Source organism: Nocardia sp. NPDC051833, assembly GCF_040681225.1.
Classification (GTDB): Bacteria; Actinomycetota; Actinomycetes; order Mycobacteriales; family Mycobacteriaceae; genus Nocardia.
On sequence record NZ_JBFAYK010000001.1, the window covers coordinates 908,532 to 923,806 of the forward strand.

Here is a 15,275-nt window from a genome sequence, read left to right on the forward strand (position 1 = left end):
GCGGCATGGGGACACTGCGTGAACAGATCATCGCCGAGTTGGGCGTGCTGCCGGAGATCGAGCCGAAGCAGGAGGTCCGCCGCCGCGTCGATTTCCTCAAGGACTACCTGAACTCCACCCCGGCCAAGGGCTTCGCCCTCGGCATCAGCGGTGGCCAGGACAGCGCCCTGGCGGGCAGGCTGTGCCAGCTCGCCGTCGAGGAGCTGCGCGCCGAGGGTGTCGAGGCGAAGTTCCTCGCCGTGCGCCTGCCCTACGGCGTGCAGGCCGACGAGCACGACGCGCAGACCGCCCTGAACTTCATCGACCCCGATCGGGCGGTCGTGGTGAACATCCGGCCCGGCGCCGACGCGGTGGCCGCCGAGGTCGCCGGCGCGCTCGACCACGAGCGGCTGCGTGACTTCGTGCGCGGCAACATCAAGGCCCGCGAGCGGATGGTGGCCCAATACGCGCTGGCCGGGCAGGAGAACCTGCTGGTGGTCGGCACCGATCACGCCGCCGAGGCGGTCACCGGGTTCTTCACCAAGTTCGGTGACGGTGGCGTGGACCTGACCCCGCTCACCGGGCTCACCAAGCGTCAGGGCGCCGCGCTGCTCCAGGAGCTGGGCGCCCCGTCGAGCATCTGGTCCAAGGTCCCCACCGCCGACCTCGAGGACGACCGGCCCGCGCTGCCGGACGAGGAAGCTCTCGGCCTGCGCTACGCCGAGCTCGACGACTACCTCGAGGGCAAAGACGTCACCCCGGAGGTCGCGGCCCGCGTCGAGACGATCTTCACCAACACCCGGCACAAGCGCACCGTCCCGGTGACGCCCCTCGACACCTGGTGGAAATAGCGGATCAGGGGTCGCAGATCGGCGCGCCGACATCCGGCGCGGTCGCGCGCAACAGGTCCCGGACGAGGTCGTAGTCCGGTTCCTTGCGGAAGCGCAGGCAGCCCTTGCCCATGTCCTCGCGCGCCAAGCGGTCGGCGAAGGCGGCGCGGATGTCGGAGCGCAGGAGATAGAAGGAGATGTACTGCTTCTGGCTCGCGAAGGCGATCTCGCCGACACCGTCGCGTTCGTAGGCGGGCATCCCGTAGGCCATGACCTCGGTGAAGCCGGGGAGTTCGGCCAGGCACAGCGCGCGCAGCCGGGTCAGCGCCGCGCGCCGCTCGTCCGGGAGTGCGGCGAGATAGGTGTCGACGTCGGGAGCCGCGCTCTGGACCATCCGGCTAGCCGCCCGCGAACGGGGGCAGGACGTCGACGCGGTCGCGGAGCATGGCCGTCGGGTCGCGGGTGAGTTCGTCGCCGATCAGGAAGGCGCAGACCCCGACGAGCGAGTCGACCTCGGTGCCGTAGGCGGCCGCCAGCGAGGCGCGCAGGTCGGCGACGGTCGCGCCGGTGGGCAGGTCGAGTGATTCGGAGTTCTTGCCGACCGCGTCGGCGATCGCGGCGAAGTAGCGGACCTCAACCACCGATGGCTCCCATCGTGCGTTCCGGGGGGACGAAACCGGCGGCGTCGATACCGTGACCGGCCCATTTCTGCCACATGGCACCGCGCCACAGCTCGGCGACCTCGTCGTCGTCGGCACCGGCGCGCAGCGCGGTCCGCACGTCGAACTCCTGGTCGCTGAACAGGCACGAGCGCAGCATGCCGTCGGCGGTGAGCCGGGTCCGGTCGCAGCTGTCGCAGAACTTGCGGGTGACCGTCGCGATGATGCCGACCGTGGCCGGGCCGCCGTCGACCAGCCACTTCTCGGCCGGCGCGGAGGGGTCGACGCGTCCGGCCTCGGTGAGGGTGAACCGTTCGCCGAGGACGTCGAGCAGGTCGGCGGCGGTCACCATGTTGTTGCGGGCCCACTCGTGGTCGGCGTCGAGCGGCATCTCCTCGATGAAGCGCAGCTCGCACTGTTCGGCCAGGCACCACGCGAGCAGGTCCGGCGCGCCCGCCAGGTTCTGCCGCATCAGCACCGCGTTGACCTTCACCGGGGCCAGCCCGACGTCGCGGGCGGCGCGGATGCCGTTGAGCACCGATTCGAGCCGGTCCCGGCGGGTCAGCCGGGTGAAATCGACCCGGTCGACGGTGTCGAGGGAGACATTGACCCGGCTCAGTCCGGCCTCGGCCAGGGCCCGGGCCCGGTGTTCGAGGCCGACGCCGTTGGTGGTCATGGCCAGCGGGGTGTCGGGCACCGCCGCGTGACAGCCCGCGATGATCTCCTCGAGCTCGCGCCGCATCAGTGGTTCGCCACCGGTGAAGCGCACCTCGCGCACGCCGAGTTCCCGCACGGCGAGGGTGACCAGCCGGACGATCTCGTCGGCGCTCAGCAGCTCCTGCCGTGGGATCGGCGGCAGGCCCTCCTCGGGCATGCAGTAGGTGCAGCGCAGCGAGCACTTCTCGGTGATGGAGACGCGCAGATCGCGCGCGACCCGGCCGAAGCGGTCGACGAGGAGCGGCGTCTCGGGCCGGCCGTCCAGGGAAGGCCGCTCCGATCGCACAGCGGGAATCCCCATTTCGACCAGCGTCATCTTTACAGTATGACCCGTCGGCCCCGGCGTGAACCGTCCGGAGCGCCGATCTGTCACGAAGTCGACAGCTCACCGCCCGCGTCTGGCCACGGTGAGCGATCCGGGCCGAACCCGCCGGTCGGACGGCGATTAGGCTGGCAGCATGACTCCCCGGCACGCCACCGCGTCGGCGCGCAGCGTCGACGAGTACCGCGACACCGTCGCCGCGCTGCTGGCCCACCTCGCCGACCGCCCGGCCGAGCGGGTGGCGGTGCCCGACGCGCTCGGCCGCGTGCTGACCGCCGACGTGCTGTCCCCGATCGATCTGCCGGTGTTCCGCAACTCGGCCATGGACGGATACGCGGTGCGCGCCGCCGATGTGGCGGTCACGCCGGTCACCCTGCCGGTCGCCGGGGTCGTGGCGGCGGGCAAGCCGGGCACCGAGCCGCTGCCCGCGGGTTCCGCGCTGAAGGTGATGACCGGCGCGCCGATCCCGCTCGGCGCCGACTGCGTCGTCCCGGTCGAGGACGTGCAGTCGGGCGGGGACCGGATCGTGGTCGAGCGGGGCCGGGCCGCCGGTGAGTTCGTGCGTGAGGCCGGGACCGATGTGCGCGCGGGTGCGCTGGTCGCCCGGGCGGGCACGGTGCTCGCGCCCCGGCACATCGCCGCGCTGGCCGCCGTCGGTCTGGCGACCGTGCCGGTGCTGAGCCGCCTGCGCGCGGTCTGCGTCACCACCGGTGACGAACTCCGGCCCGCCGGGACCGAGCTGGCGCCGGGACAGATCTACAACTCCAACGGGATCGCGCTGGCCGCGGCCCTGCGGGCGGACAGCGTCGAGGTCGTCGAGGTCGCGCACAGCACCGACGATCCGGCCGAGTTCACCGCCGTGCTGCGCGCCGCCGTCGCCGCCGCCGATCTGGTCTTCACCTCCGGTGGGGTGTCGAAGGGCGATTTCGAGGTCGTCAAGGACGTGCTGGAACCGCTGGGCGGCACCTTCGGTTCGGTCGCGGTGCAGCCCGGCGGACCGCAGGGCTACACCGTCGTCGACGGGGTGCCGGTGCTGAGCTTCCCCGGCAATCCGGTGAGCACCACCGTGTCCTACGCGGTGTTCGCCCGCGACGTGGTGCGAGCGCTGGGCGGTCTGCCCGCGCCTGCCACCGCCGAGGTGACCCTGCTGACGCCGGTGCGTTCGCCCGCGGGCAGGCGCCAGTATCTGCGCGGCCTGCTGACCGACGACGGCGTCGAAGTGGTCTCGGGTCCCGGTTCCCATCTCATCGCGGGCATGGCCTGGGCCGATGTGCTCGTGGACGTGCCCGCCGAGGTCACCTCGCTGCCCGCGGGTGTCCCTGTGCGAATCTTGACGCTATGAGCGAGTTGTCCCACCTCGACCGCGAGGGTCGCGCGCGCATGGTCGATGTCAGCGGCAAGGCCGACACCACCCGGATCGCCGTCGCCGCAGGCGAATTGCAGACCACCGCCGAGGTGGTCCGGCTGGTGCGCGCCGAGGGGATGCCCAAGGCGGATGTGCTGTCGACGGCGCGGCTGGCCGGAATCGCCGGTGCCAAGAAGACTTCCGAGCTGATCCCGCTGTGTCATCAGCTGGCGTTGTCGTCGGTGAAGGTGGAGTTCGGGTTCACCGAGACGACCATCACGGTCGAGGCCACCGCGAAGACCACCGGGCCGACCGGGGTCGAGATGGAGGCGCTGACCGCGGTCGCCGTCGCGGGGCTCACGCTGCACGACATGGTGAAGGCGGTGGATCCCGCCGCGGTGATGAACGGGGTGCGGCTGGTCACCAAAGAGGGTGGCAAGCACGGGCATTGGGTGCGGCCCGAGGCGCGCACCGCAACGGCGGCCCCGGCCGGCGAAGCGCTGAGCAGGCTCGCCCAGGTCGACACCGGATCCGCGCACCCCGATGTCGCCGATGCCGGTTCGGCGTCACCGAGCGCGGCCGACCAACCGGTCGCCGGTGTCGAGGCACGCAGCGCCGTGGTCGTGGTCGCGTCCACCGGCGCGGCGGCGGGCACCCGGCTCGACACCACCGGCCCCGTTCTCGCCGAATGGCTCGGCGCACAGGGATTCTCGGTACGCGGCCCGCTCGTCTACGCCGACGCCGAGATCGCGGCGGGGTTGGCCGATGCCCTCACGGGTGCGCCCACACTGGTGATCACCACCGGTGGCACCGGCGCCTCCCCCACCGATGCCACCCCCGAGGCCACCCGCGCCGTCCTCGATCGCGAACTGCCCGGCGTCGCCGACGCCATCCGGCAGCGCGGCACGGCGAAGTTCCCGCTCGCGGCGCTCAGCCGGGGCGTCGCCGGGCTGGCGGGCCGCACCGTCGTGGTCAACCTGCCGGGATCGCCCGGCGGGGTGAAGGACGGGATCGCGGTCCTGGAACCCCTGTTGGACCATCTGCTCGCGCAAGTAGCCGGAGGCGGCGACCATGAATGACCACGGCGCGGTGCGCCTGACCGCGATCAGCGACCAGGCGCTCGATCCCCTCGCCGTCGAAAACGCCGTCGACGGACCGGAATTCGGTGCCGTCGTGGTGTTCACCGGCAAGGTCCGCAATCACGACAGCGGCCAGGAAGTGACCGCGCTGGAATACTCGGCGCATCCGCAGGCCGAACGGTTCCTGACCGACATCTGCGCCGACGTCGCCGCCGCGCACGGACTTCCGGTGGCGGCGATCCATCGCATCGGCTCGCTCACCATCGGTGACCTGGCGATCGTGGTCGCGGTCGCGGCGCCGCATCGGGCCGAGGCGTTCACCGTCTGCGCCGAGCTCGTCGACCGGATCAAGCACGAAGTGCCGATCTGGAAGCGGCAGCTGTTCGCCGACGGCCTGTCCGAATGGGTCAACGCCTGCGGCTGAGCGTCACCGCGGGGTGTAGCGCCAGACCCCGAGCATCGCCTGCTCGTCCATGAGTTCCTCGCCCTCGAAGACGGTGCCGCGCAAGCGTTCCAGCGCTGCGGCCGCGTCCAGGCCGGTGCCGATCAGCACCAGGTTCGACACGCGTTCCTCGCCGCGCCCCCAGGAGCCGGGGGTGAACACCACATGCCTGCCGACCAGGTGCATCTCGAACTTGCGCCGCTCCCCCGCGACCGCGAAGGCCACGCAGCCCTTGGCGCGGAACAGGCCGGGCGGCGGATCCTCCAGGAAGGCGATCAGGGCGCGCGGGTCCAGGTCCCGCTTGCTGGTGAACGACACCGACGCGTACTCGTCGTGCAGGTGCCGGTGCGCCGGGTCGTCGTGATCGTGGTCGTGCTCGTCGAGCAGCGAGTCGAAACTCAGCTGCTGGGCCACCTTCGGTTCCGCGAGCACCCGCTCGTCGAAGAGCAGACCGGGATCGACCCGGCCGTGCGTCGTCGCGTAGACCGGCACCTGCCCCACCCAGTCCGACACCTGCGCGCGGAGTGCGGCCAGCGCCTCGGGCGCGACCCGGTCGGCCTTGTTCACCAGCACGAGATCGGCCAGGCGCAGGTGCGTGACCAGCTCCGGATGCTGGGCACTGGTCGCGCCGAACAGCTCGGCGTCGACCACCTCGACCAGCCCGCCGTACCCGATCCGGGGATTCGGGTTGGCCACCACCATGCGGATCAGGTTGCGCGGCTCGGCCAGTCCACTGGCCTCCACCACGATCACGTCGACGGCGCTGCGCGGCTGCGCCAGGGTCGCGAACAGGTCGTCGAGTTCGGAGACGTCCACCGCGCAGCACACGCACCCGTTGCCCAGCGACACCATCGCGTCGACCTGGCCGGCCACCAGCATCGCGTCGATGTTGACGGCGCCGAAGTCGTTGACCACCACCCCGATCCGGGTGCCCCGGTTGTTGCGCAACAGCGAGTTGAGCAGAGTCGTCTTCCCCGACCCGAGAAACCCCGCAACGATCACCACAGGAATCACCGTGTCGATTGTGCCCGAACGGCCGCGGCCGCCGATCCCTGGGCGGGGTCGGCGGCCGCGGGCGCGTGCGGTTACTTCGTCGGGCCGAAGACCAGGCCGACGAGTGTGTAGGCGAGGTTGATCAGCTGACTGGTGATCGCGGTGTTGTCCATGCCCAGCGCCCTGGCCAGCGGCATCAGCAGGTTCATCACGGTGAGGATCGGGCCGCCGAGCGAACTCAGGTCGGGGGCCGACTCGTCCGGGGTGGACTGCTGCTGGTTCTTCGGCGTAGTGCCGCGTTCGCGCGGGGTGGGCGCCGGTGCGGCCGGAGCACCGGGGGAAGCGGTGCGCACCTCGGCGGCACCGGGGATCGCCAGGTGCCCGCCGGAGCCGGTCGGCGGCTTCGGGGCCACCCGGGGCTGCTGGGCGGGAGCCTGATCGGGGGCGCCGCCAGGGAACGTCAGGTGACCGCTGGAACCGGCGGGGAGCCGGGGCTCGGCGGAGACCGGATCGCCCAGTGGCGCGCGGGCCGGGATGGCCGCGGGCTGGGCCGGGGCCGGGGTCGGTTCGGTGGTCGGCGGCTGGGCGCCGTCGGGCGGCGGCGCTGATGCGTCGGCGGGTGGAGTGGCCGGGGTCGGCGGCGTACTCGTCGGGGCCGGGGTCTCGGCGAGCGCACCGGCCGGGGCGGGTGCGGCGGGAGTCGGGTCAGCCGACTGCGCCGGATTCGGGTTCGCCGCCGGGGCGGGGTCGACCGGATTCGGTGCCGGATCAGCGGGGTTCGGGTTCGCCGTCGGAGCGGGAGCCGGATCCGCCGGATTCGAGTCCGCTGCCGGGGCGGGGGCCGGATCCGCCGGATTCGGGTTCGCCGCCGGAGCGGGGGCCGGATCCGCCGGATTCGGGTTCGCCGCCGGAGCGGGGGCCGGATCCGCCGGATTCGGGTTCGCCGCCGGAGCCTGGGCGGGGTCGGCCGGGGTCGGCGTCGGATCGGCGGGGTTCGGGTCCGCCGCCTGGCCGGGCTGCGGGGCCGGGGTGGTCGGCGCGGCCGGGTCCGGAGCGGGGGTCGCGGCGGGGATACGGCCGTCGGCGGGCTTCGAGTCCGGGGCGGAGGCGGGCACCGTCCCCGAGACCGGCTTGTCGAGCAGGAAACCCACCACGCCGGTCGCGATCGCGACGGCATGCTTCAGCTGACCCTCGCGCGATTCGAGCAGCGCGGCGTCCTCGGCATTGGCGCCGTTGCCCATCTCCACGAAGACCAGCGGCACCTGGGTCAGCGCGGGCCCGGCCACATCGGCCCTGGTCTGCAGCCCATTGCTGACACCGGCATAGGTGGCCGACGGGAAACCGGAGGCGAGATAGGCGTCGCGGACGGCCGCCGACACGGCGCGACCCGCACCGGACTGCGCCTGGTCGGCGAGCGTGTCGGGGATCGGCAGCTGCGGCACGATCAGATGGAAGCCGCGCTGTTCGGCGGGGGCGCTGTCGGCGTGGATGCTCACCGCGACCGAGGCGCCGGACTGATTGGCGGCGCGGGCGCGATCGTCGACGCAGCCGCCCCAGCCGGTGTCGTCGGCGCGGCTGAGCACCACCTCGGCGCCGAGCGCCTGCAGCGAGGCCTTCACCAGCTGGGCGACCTCCCAGTTGATGGTGTGCTCGGGAATGCCGTTGAGCGAGGTCATGCCGGTGGTCTGGCAGTCCTTGGTGCCACCGCGCCCGTTGTCGACCTGGCGGCTCAGATCCTCCGCATGCGCCGTTCCCTGATGACCCGGGTCGAGGAAGATCGTCTTGCCCGTGAGCTGATCGCTTGCGGCGGGTTCCGGCGCGGCGTGCGCCGTCGCGGGCACCAGCCCCGTCAGCGACAGGACGACCGCGGCGGAGACGGTGGAGCAGAGACCGGCCTTGATGATGTTTGGTTGCATGTTCGGTCGGTGCTCCGGAACGGAGCACCCCTCCCTTCCCATTGGTAACACCAAACCCAGTGGTTCACTCTTGCAACGTGAGCAACTACAGAGCAAGCACCGTTACCGAAATGTGACGGGAGAAAAGAGCAGGTTAGCGCTGGTCAAACGCCCAGATCGGGGGGCTCGTCGACCGAATCAGGCAACGTCGGGCAATTGCCGCAACGAGCGCAGCGCGTAGTGCACGCGGGTCTTCACCGTCCCCACCGGCACCCCGAAGTCCGCGGCCACCTCCCGATAGCCGCGATCGTGCAGGATCACTTCGACGACCGCGGCCCGCTGCGGCTCGGGCAGCCGGGCCAGCAACTGATCGACCAGCAGCCCGTCGACGAGCCCGTCGGCGAAATCCGGTCGGCCGACGCAGGCGACCTCGGTGATGTCGTCCCAGCCGACGTCACCGGGCCGGGCGGCCCGCGCCCGCACGATGTCGACGACGACGTTGCGTTCGATCGCCAGCAACCAGGTCCGCACGCTGCCCTTGCGCACGTCGAAGTCGCGACAGGACCGCCAGCCGCGCAGCAGCGTCTCCTGCACGGCGTGCTCGGCCAGGCCGGGATCGCCCAGACTGCGCATCGCCCGCCAGTGCAGCAGGCCACGGTCGGCGGCCAGCACCTCGGCCAGCCCGTCGGGGGTACACAGGCGCGCGCAGTGCGCACCGCAGGAGTTGTCCTTCATATGGGGTTATCGCCGCGCACCGCCCCGATGACAACGAGCGACGTTAAGCCGCTCTTCAGAATCCTGCTGGCCCCGGACGCGACACTCGTTTCGCGAGCCCGGCCAGGGCCTGCTCCAGGAGGGGGGAGCAGGGCCACCGGGCTCGCTCTTTTCCACCCATTCCCTGGCGCGAGCGGGAATCGGCGACGACAATCGCGGCGAGGGAGCGAGAAAACGTGGACATCCATGCATACCCGACCGACGCGCACACGCCGGTCGACCGGGCCGAGGCCACCCGCATAGCGGCCGACCACCTACCACCGCCGCAGCCGGACACCGAGCGGCGCATCGTCGAATTCGCGACCGGCTTCGTCGCCTTCGAGATCAGACCACTGCACGCACCCGTCGACCGGCCGTTACCGGTCGGCGGCTCGGTATACGTCATCGACAAGGAAACGGGCGCGGTGTCGTTCTGGCCGACCTATTCCTGCGCGGCGGTCGCGGATCGTTATGAAGCGGGGCAGGTGATCGTCGAGGACGCCTGGCCCGATCAGGACGACTGATCGAGGACATCACCATCCTCAGGCGCTGAACAGCCCGCGCGATCCACGGCGTTAGGCGCTGAACAGCCCTCGCGATCCGCGGCGTTTCCGAGCGTCCGGGCTGCTACTGGTATCGGCCGTCGGCGGCTGCGGTGAGTCTGTCGGCCAGGGCGCGGACGGCGTCGTTGAGGGTGGCGGGGTGTTCGATGATGAAGGGGCGGTTCAGGCCGGCGAGCAGGGCGGGGATCCAGTCGAGTTGTTCGGCATGGATTCGGATGCGGACCCACGGGTCGGTGTCGGCGGGCTGGGAGTCGATCTCGTGCACGGTCGCGATCGTCGCGGGGAGCAGGGGGCGGACCTGGGTGAGTGTGCCCTGGACTCGGACTGATACCTCGTGCCGGTAGGGCGCGGTGGCCAAGGCGGACAGCAGATGAGCGGCGGGCTCGAATTCGGCTGGCGGGGTGAATGTTCCGGGCTGGGTGGTCGCCGCGGTGATGCGGTCCAGCCGGAACTGGCGTAGTTCCTCGCTGTCGCTGTCCATCCCGGTCAGGTACCACCGGCCGGAGTGGTCGACGAGCCCGTAGGGGTGTACGGTCCGGCTGCTGGACCGTCCGTTTCGGTCGGTGTACTCGATGGCGACCGGTTGATGCTCGCGGGTGGCCTCGGCGAGCCGGAGCAGGACGGTGGTCTCGACCGGCGCTTCCGGGCGCGTGTCGGCGGTGAATTCGACGGTGTCGATCAGGGCGTCCAGCCGGGCCGTCAGGCGTGCGGGGAGGACGCGGCGGAGTTTGGCCGTCGCGCTCTCGGCCGCGCGGGTGGCCGCTGTCGGCCGGTCGGTGCCGCGACTGGCGAGGAGCCCGAGGAGCACGGCCACCGCCTCGTCGTCGGTCAGCATCAGCGGTGGCATTCGGTAGCCGGGCGCGAGCCGGTATCCCCCGTAGCGGCCCCGCACCGATCGGACCGGGATATCCAGGTCGGTGAGATGGGTGACGTATCGCCGGACGGTGCGTTCATCGACGCCGAGCCGTCGGGCGAGCTCGCCGACGGTATGGGTACCGCCGGTCTGCAACAGCTCGAGCAGGGCCAGCACTCGGGCGGTGGGGCGCGTCATCGGGAAATTCTCGCATCAATACCGGGCGGAAACTGTCCGGTATCGGCTCTACCGTGGCGTGCGGCGGTGGAACCCTCCCCCGCATCCGACAGCAGGAGCACACCATGAAGCTCGTCTCGATCCGTCTGATCACCGACGACATCCAGCGGCTGGTCAGTTTCTATCGCCACGTGACCGGCGTCGAAGCGAACTGGGCTACACCGGATTTCGCCGAGATCGTCACACCGGCCGGCACCCTCGCGATCGGCAGCACCCGCACCGTGGCGCTGTTCGCCGCGGGCAGCGCGAGCCCAGCCGACAATCACACGGCGATCATCGAATTCCTGGTCCCCGACGTCGATGCCGACTACCGGCGGTTGCGAGATACGGTCGAGGACTTCGTCAACGAGCCGACGACGATGCCGTGGGGAAACCGGTCGCTGCTGTTCCGCGATCCGGACGGCAACCTGATCAACCTCTTCACCCCGGTCACCGCGCAGGCCGCCGCGAAGTTCGCCGACTGATATCCGCTCACCGACATTTCACGATGCGCCGGTCATGCCTCCACGCCGACCACGCCGCCGCCTGCTCGCGCGGCACCGGAACCGCTCGCGGGCGCTCTCGTCTTCCGCCGGAAGTGACTTGGCTCGGCGCGCTAGCGAAGCGTCGATAGCAGGGCGAATGCCTGTCGCACCAGTTCGGAGAGATCGGGGGGATTCGCGGTGTCCCGGGTGCGCAGTTCCCAGTCGCGGATCAGGGCGGTGCGCAGGACCGCGACGGCGGTGCGGGCGGCCAGGTCGGCGGCGTAGTCCACGTCCTCGGGTGCGATCCCGTTGCGGTGCAACCGGTCTCGCAGCGCGTCGGCGATGGCCGATTCGAACTGCACCAGGAGTGACCGCGCCGAGCGGCCGAGCTGTGTGCGGGGTGGGCCTTGCAGGAACAGCCACAACGCGCTGGGTGTCCCGGAGGCGTCCGGGGCGCTTTCGACGGCGGCCAGCGCCGCCCGTTCGATCGCGGTCAGGGGCGTCTCGTGGTCCGGACGGGCGCGGATCGCCGCGGTGAACACCGGCATGCCGTCGATGATGTCGTCCACCAGCAGCTCCTCCTTGCCGGCGAAGTACCGGAAGAAGGTCCGCTCGGTCACCCCGGCCTGGTCGGCGATCTCCCGCACGGTGGTCGCGGCGTACCCCTGGTCGGCGAACAGGCGGGTCGCGGCCGTCCGCAGCGCCTCGCGCGTGGCGGCCTTCTTCCGTTCCCGATGGCTGGTCTGTTCGCTCACCGCCATCACGATAGCGGTCCGATCGATCCTGCGCGGCCAAGAAATGTCAGTACTGACGATTGTCAGTACTGACATTTTGTGCGAGTCTCTAGCTCGGACCGAAGGGAAGACAATGAAGATTCTCGAGCGCCGCCGGATCCTGTTCGCGGCAGTGACCGTGGTGGTCGTCGCCGCGGCGACCACCACCCTCCAGCTGAGACACCACACGCCGCCATCCCGCACGGAAGATCCCGCGGCTGCGATGTACGGGGGAACGATGAGTACGTGCTTCTGGAAATACGGTGCGGTCGGTGCGGTGCCCGACACGGTCAACGTCGCGTACCCCGACGCCGGAGCCGTGTACTGGACCGCCGCCTTCCGCCGTCCGCCGGGCAGCACCCTGACGCTGTCGGGCACTTTTCCCCATGCTCGTTACACATCGTTGATCAGTTACGACATCTCCGGGCGGGTCATCGACGGACTGGCCGACTATCAGTACGAGCCCGATGCGGGGTCGGTCAACCCGTTCCGGCCGGGCGCCCCCCGCGGCGGCACCAACCACTACACCGTGACCGTCGCCGAGCAACAGAACCTCGACCCGGACACCCGCCGGCCCCACTTCAGCCGCAACCCGAAATACGGTGAGGCCCCGCGCAATACCCTCTACGCCGAGCCGGACACCCCGAATACCGAAACCGTCGGCGGACGCGATTACGCCATCGAATCCGTCACCCTGCGCACCTACGTGCCCGACCGAGGCACCGACCTGAACGGCGATGTACCGCTGCCCGAGCCGCAACTGACCCTCGCCGACGGCACCCGGCTCACCGGCCAGGGACTCTGCGACGCCATCGACTCCGAATCGAAGGACCGCCTCGCCCACGGTCTGGAACCGCGCGGTGCCGCCGCCGACGCGCTACGCCTGGACGACAGCACTTTCGCCGCCCTGCGCCATCCCGAGACCCTGACTCAGCCCTGCAATGTGCTGACTCCGACCGGATGCCCCACCGACTACACCGTTCCGCCTGCCCTGGTGCAAAATCCGCGCCCGGTCGCCGACCCGGCCACCTTTCCCGCCACCCCCGAGGCGAACTGGCGCGCACAGTACGACCGCCGGTATCTCCTCCAGCTCTACACCGGCGACGACGCGCCAGGCGCCAGCATGAACCCGCAGCGCGCCGGCGGCGGCGGCTTCTTCCCCAATATGCACAACAACTACGTTCGCAACGCCCTCAATCACCGATTGGGCGACGTCGTCGTGCTGCGCGGCAAGCTGCCCACCTCGCCCCGGACCGAAGGCGGCGAAACCACCTTCCCCGCCGACGCGTTTCAGACCCGCTACACCTCGTTCTGCATGACCGAGTCGATCCAAACCACCCGAACCATGAACTGTGTCTTCGACGAGCAGATCGCCACTGATCCGGATGGGTACTACACCATCGTCATCAGCCGCGCCGGCGATCGCCCTGCCAACGCCGATCCGGGCTGCGGGCGTACCTGGCTGGAATGGCAGACACCCCGCGACACCGACCCGGACTTCGCGTTCATCCAGATCCGCAACATGCTGCCCGACCAATCCTTCGCCCAGGCCACTCAGAACACCCGGCACCCTGGCGACGAAAAGGCCGTCATGGGCGACTACCTGCCCACGGTCACCTACATGAGCAAGGCCCAGAGCGAGGCCACCGGCTGCCCTATCGGCCGCGAGGGACAGGAGTGATACACCAGTGAGCACAGCGCGATGTCTGCGCACGGGAACCGTTGCCGCCGTCGTGGCTTTGGCCACGGCACTGGCGGTTCCGGCCTGTAGCAGCAACTCTTCGGAATCGGGCGACGGCCGCTCGTCGGCTACCTCCTCCCCGGCGCCCGCCGGGAGTGGTCCGGCGCGGAATCCCCATCTGGCCGCGGACAAGTACGCAGTCACCCATCTGGACTCGAGCCAGTCCGACAGCTTCGACGATCCGGTACCGACGGGCACCTTCCATATCGACCCGGCGCGGATGCCGCGCGTCACGGTGGGCCCGGTCAGCATCATCACTCTGGCCTCCACCGACCCGGAGTATCGATGGATCTCCTCGTCCGCCGGTGTGCGGTACGTCGACGTCTCCGACGGTGGATTCAGGGAAGTCGCCGGGATGGACGTCCCCGGCGTCGCACCGCTCCCCGCGCCGGCACTGGACGCGGTGCTGAATCAGAACTTCACCGACGTCGCCCAGATCCAGAACGCGGTGAAACAGGGCTGGGACGGGATGACCTGGAGGCGCATCACCAACGGCGTCTACAGCCTGGTGGACAGGGACAATCGCGTCTACTACACCACCGGCGACTCCCAGCTGTATGTCTTCGGGCTCGCGAACAACGACAAGCCCGAAGACGGCATCGAGATCCTCGAACACCTCGACCTGAAACCATTTCTGGGCACCGGCACGACCGCAACGGGCCTGCCGGAGAACGTGGTCGGGGTGAACCTGACCTACGACGGGCGCCTGATCGTGGCCTCCACGCGTGAGGTGCTGGCCTTCGATCGCACCGATCTCGACGCCGCCCCGCAGCGGGTGCGTTTCGGCGAGGACGAGACCGTGTCGAACTCGATGGCCATCGATGCGGACAACGGCATCTACATCGCCTCGAACAAGATCATGCGCAAGATCGTGTGGACCGGGTCGAAACTCTCGACCGAGGAAGCCGACGGCGCGTGGTCCTCGCCCTATGACACCGGCCGCCGACCCCCCGCGGTGAAGTTCGGCACCGGCACCGGATCCACGCCCACCCTGATGGGATTCGACGGCAAGTCCGACGAACTGGTAGTGATCACCGACGGCGCGGACCAGATGCATCTGGTCGCTTTCTGGCGCAACAAGATTCCCGAAGGCTTCCAGCAGAAGCCCGGCACCAGATCCAACCGCATCGCCGATCAGATCCAGGTGACCGCGGGCCTGCCCGACCCGCTGCCGGAATTCGTGCAATCCGAACAGTCGGTCGTGGTCGACGGGTACGGCGCGTTCGTGGTCCAGAACATCGGTGCGGGCGGCCAGCCCGACCGGCTCATCGACGTCCTCGCCAACGGCCCGGTCGACACCCCGCCACACGGCATGCAGCGTTTCGAGTGGGATCCGGCGGGGCACCGCTGGAACTCGGTGTGGGCACGCGGCGATGTCGCCTCGACCTCCATGGTCCCGGCGGTGTCCACCAGTACCGGGGCGGTGTTCGTCAACGGCTACAGCAAAGCCGACGGCTGGGAAGTCACCGGTCTCGACTGGAAGACCGGGGAAACCGTGCACCGCACCATCTTCGGTCACTCCAACCTCGGCAACGGTGCCTACGCCATCATCGAGGCACTGCCCAACGGCGACCTGCTGTTCAACAGTATCGGCGGACCCTTCCGCGCCAAGATCGCCGAGTAGACACCG

At 70.2% G+C, this 15,275-nt stretch carries 15 protein-coding genes and 1 pseudogene; 8 read left to right on the forward strand and 8 right to left on the reverse strand.

Annotated features, from left to right (window positions below):
- Positions 1-5 precede the first annotated feature (5 nt).
- Entirely contained in the window at positions 6-830 is an 825-nt protein-coding gene (gene nadE, locus AB0L91_RS04100; RefSeq protein ID WP_365007185.1) for an ammonia-dependent NAD(+) synthetase, read from the forward strand.
- Positions 831-834: 4 nt separating this feature from the next.
- Here the strand turns inward: nadE and AB0L91_RS04105 are convergent, their stop codons facing one another.
- From AB0L91_RS04105 to moaA, 3 genes are read right to left on the reverse strand one after another with little or no spacing between them, the layout of a single operon-like run.
- Entirely contained in the window at positions 835-1,203 is a 369-nt protein-coding gene (locus tag AB0L91_RS04105) for a DUF1801 domain-containing protein (RefSeq protein WP_365007186.1), read from the reverse strand.
- 4 nt (positions 1,204-1,207) lie between these two features.
- A complete protein-coding gene (locus AB0L91_RS04110) occupies positions 1,208-1,450 on the reverse strand; it encodes a MoaD/ThiS family protein (protein WP_365007187.1) in 243 nt (80 codons plus the stop codon).
- Complete coding sequence (moaA, locus tag AB0L91_RS04115; RefSeq protein WP_365007188.1) at positions 1,443-2,501, reverse strand: GTP 3',8-cyclase MoaA; 1,059 nt, start codon at positions 2,499-2,501, stop codon at positions 1,443-1,445. The genes AB0L91_RS04110 and moaA overlap by 8 nt, the downstream gene beginning before the upstream one ends.
- Before the next feature lie 142 nt (positions 2,502-2,643).
- Between moaA and glp the strand changes: the two genes are divergently transcribed.
- From glp to AB0L91_RS04130, 3 genes are read left to right on the forward strand one after another with little or no spacing between them, the layout of a single operon-like run.
- The gene (gene glp / locus AB0L91_RS04120; protein ID WP_365007189.1) at positions 2,644-3,849 is read left to right on the forward strand and encodes a gephyrin-like molybdotransferase Glp; all 1,206 of its coding nucleotides are present in this window, start codon (positions 2,644-2,646) and stop codon (positions 3,847-3,849) included.
- Positions 3,846-4,931, forward strand: a complete 1,086-nt coding sequence (moaCB, locus tag AB0L91_RS04125; RefSeq protein WP_365007190.1) for a bifunctional molybdenum cofactor biosynthesis protein MoaC/MoaB — start codon at positions 3,846-3,848, stop codon at positions 4,929-4,931. The genes glp and moaCB overlap by 4 nt, the downstream gene beginning before the upstream one ends.
- On the forward strand, positions 4,924-5,355 hold the full coding sequence (locus AB0L91_RS04130) for a molybdenum cofactor biosynthesis protein MoaE (RefSeq protein ID WP_365007191.1): 432 nt from the start codon (positions 4,924-4,926) through the stop codon (positions 5,353-5,355). Before moaCB ends, AB0L91_RS04130 begins: the two co-directional genes overlap by 8 nt.
- 3 nt (positions 5,356-5,358) lie before the next feature.
- On the opposite strand, the gene AB0L91_RS04135 is transcribed toward AB0L91_RS04130, so the two are convergent.
- From AB0L91_RS04135 to AB0L91_RS04145, 3 genes and pseudogenes are all read right to left on the reverse strand, one after another.
- On the reverse strand, positions 5,359-6,378 hold the full coding sequence (locus AB0L91_RS04135; RefSeq protein ID WP_365007192.1) for a CobW family GTP-binding protein: 1,020 nt from the start codon (positions 6,376-6,378) through the stop codon (positions 5,359-5,361).
- A 1,124-nt stretch (positions 6,379-7,502) separates the two neighbouring features.
- Positions 7,503-8,282: pseudogene (locus tag AB0L91_RS04140) on the reverse strand (N-acetylmuramoyl-L-alanine amidase); the annotation flags it as partial.
- A gap of 177 nt (positions 8,283-8,459) precedes the next feature.
- The gene (locus tag AB0L91_RS04145) at positions 8,460-8,996 is read right to left on the reverse strand and encodes a sigma-70 family RNA polymerase sigma factor (RefSeq protein WP_355282301.1); all 537 of its coding nucleotides are present in this window, start codon (positions 8,994-8,996) and stop codon (positions 8,460-8,462) included.
- Between the two features lie 215 nt (positions 8,997-9,211).
- Between AB0L91_RS04145 and AB0L91_RS04150 the strand changes: the two genes are divergently transcribed.
- Positions 9,212-9,538 (forward strand): hypothetical protein, encoded by a 327-nt coding sequence (locus AB0L91_RS04150; protein WP_365007193.1) that lies wholly within the window; start codon positions 9,212-9,214, stop codon positions 9,536-9,538.
- Between the two features lie 103 nt (positions 9,539-9,641).
- On the opposite strand, the gene AB0L91_RS04155 is transcribed toward AB0L91_RS04150, so the two are convergent.
- Entirely contained in the window at positions 9,642-10,628 is a 987-nt protein-coding gene (locus AB0L91_RS04155; protein ID WP_365007194.1) for a YafY family protein, read from the reverse strand.
- 104 nt (positions 10,629-10,732) lie between these two features.
- On the opposite strand from AB0L91_RS04155, the gene AB0L91_RS04160 reads away from it, so the two are divergent.
- A complete protein-coding gene (locus AB0L91_RS04160; protein WP_365007195.1) occupies positions 10,733-11,131 on the forward strand; it encodes a VOC family protein in 399 nt (132 codons plus the stop codon).
- Between the two features lie 131 nt (positions 11,132-11,262).
- On the opposite strand, the gene AB0L91_RS04165 is transcribed toward AB0L91_RS04160, so the two are convergent.
- The gene (locus AB0L91_RS04165) at positions 11,263-11,886 is read right to left on the reverse strand and encodes a helix-turn-helix domain-containing protein (protein WP_365007196.1); all 624 of its coding nucleotides are present in this window, start codon (positions 11,884-11,886) and stop codon (positions 11,263-11,265) included.
- Positions 11,887-11,929: 43 nt separating this feature from the next.
- Between AB0L91_RS04165 and AB0L91_RS04170 the strand changes: the two genes are divergently transcribed.
- Positions 11,930-13,585 carry a hypothetical protein gene (locus AB0L91_RS04170; RefSeq protein ID WP_365007197.1) on the forward strand — a complete coding sequence of 552 codons (1,656 nt, stop codon included), beginning with the start codon at positions 11,930-11,932 and terminating at the stop codon, positions 13,583-13,585.
- Positions 13,586-13,592: 7 nt separating this feature from the next.
- Positions 13,593-15,269, forward strand: a complete 1,677-nt coding sequence (locus AB0L91_RS04175) for a hypothetical protein (RefSeq protein ID WP_365007198.1) — start codon at positions 13,593-13,595, stop codon at positions 15,267-15,269.
- Positions 15,270-15,275 lie beyond the last annotated feature (6 nt).

Coding starts and splice junctions, on each gene's coding strand:
- nadE (WP_365007185.1), top strand. CDS start 6: ATGGGGACACTGCGTGAACAGATCATCGCCGAGTTGGGCGTGCTGCCG.
- AB0L91_RS04105 (WP_365007186.1), bottom strand. CDS start 1,203: ATGGTCCAGAGCGCGGCTCCCGACGTCGACACCTATCTCGCCGCACTC.
- moaA (WP_365007188.1), bottom strand. CDS start 2,501: ATGACGCTGGTCGAAATGGGGATTCCCGCTGTGCGATCGGAGCGGCCT.
- glp (WP_365007189.1), top strand. CDS start 2,644: ATGACTCCCCGGCACGCCACCGCGTCGGCGCGCAGCGTCGACGAGTAC.
- moaCB (WP_365007190.1), top strand. CDS start 3,846: ATGAGCGAGTTGTCCCACCTCGACCGCGAGGGTCGCGCGCGCATGGTC.
- AB0L91_RS04130 (WP_365007191.1), top strand. CDS start 4,924: ATGAATGACCACGGCGCGGTGCGCCTGACCGCGATCAGCGACCAGGCG.
- AB0L91_RS04145 (WP_355282301.1), bottom strand. CDS start 8,996: ATGAAGGACAACTCCTGCGGTGCGCACTGCGCGCGCCTGTGTACCCCC.
- AB0L91_RS04155 (WP_365007194.1), bottom strand. CDS start 10,628: ATGACGCGCCCCACCGCCCGAGTGCTGGCCCTGCTCGAGCTGTTGCAG.
- AB0L91_RS04160 (WP_365007195.1), top strand. CDS start 10,733: ATGAAGCTCGTCTCGATCCGTCTGATCACCGACGACATCCAGCGGCTG.
- AB0L91_RS04170 (WP_365007197.1), top strand. CDS start 11,930: ATGTCAGTACTGACGATTGTCAGTACTGACATTTTGTGCGAGTCTCTA.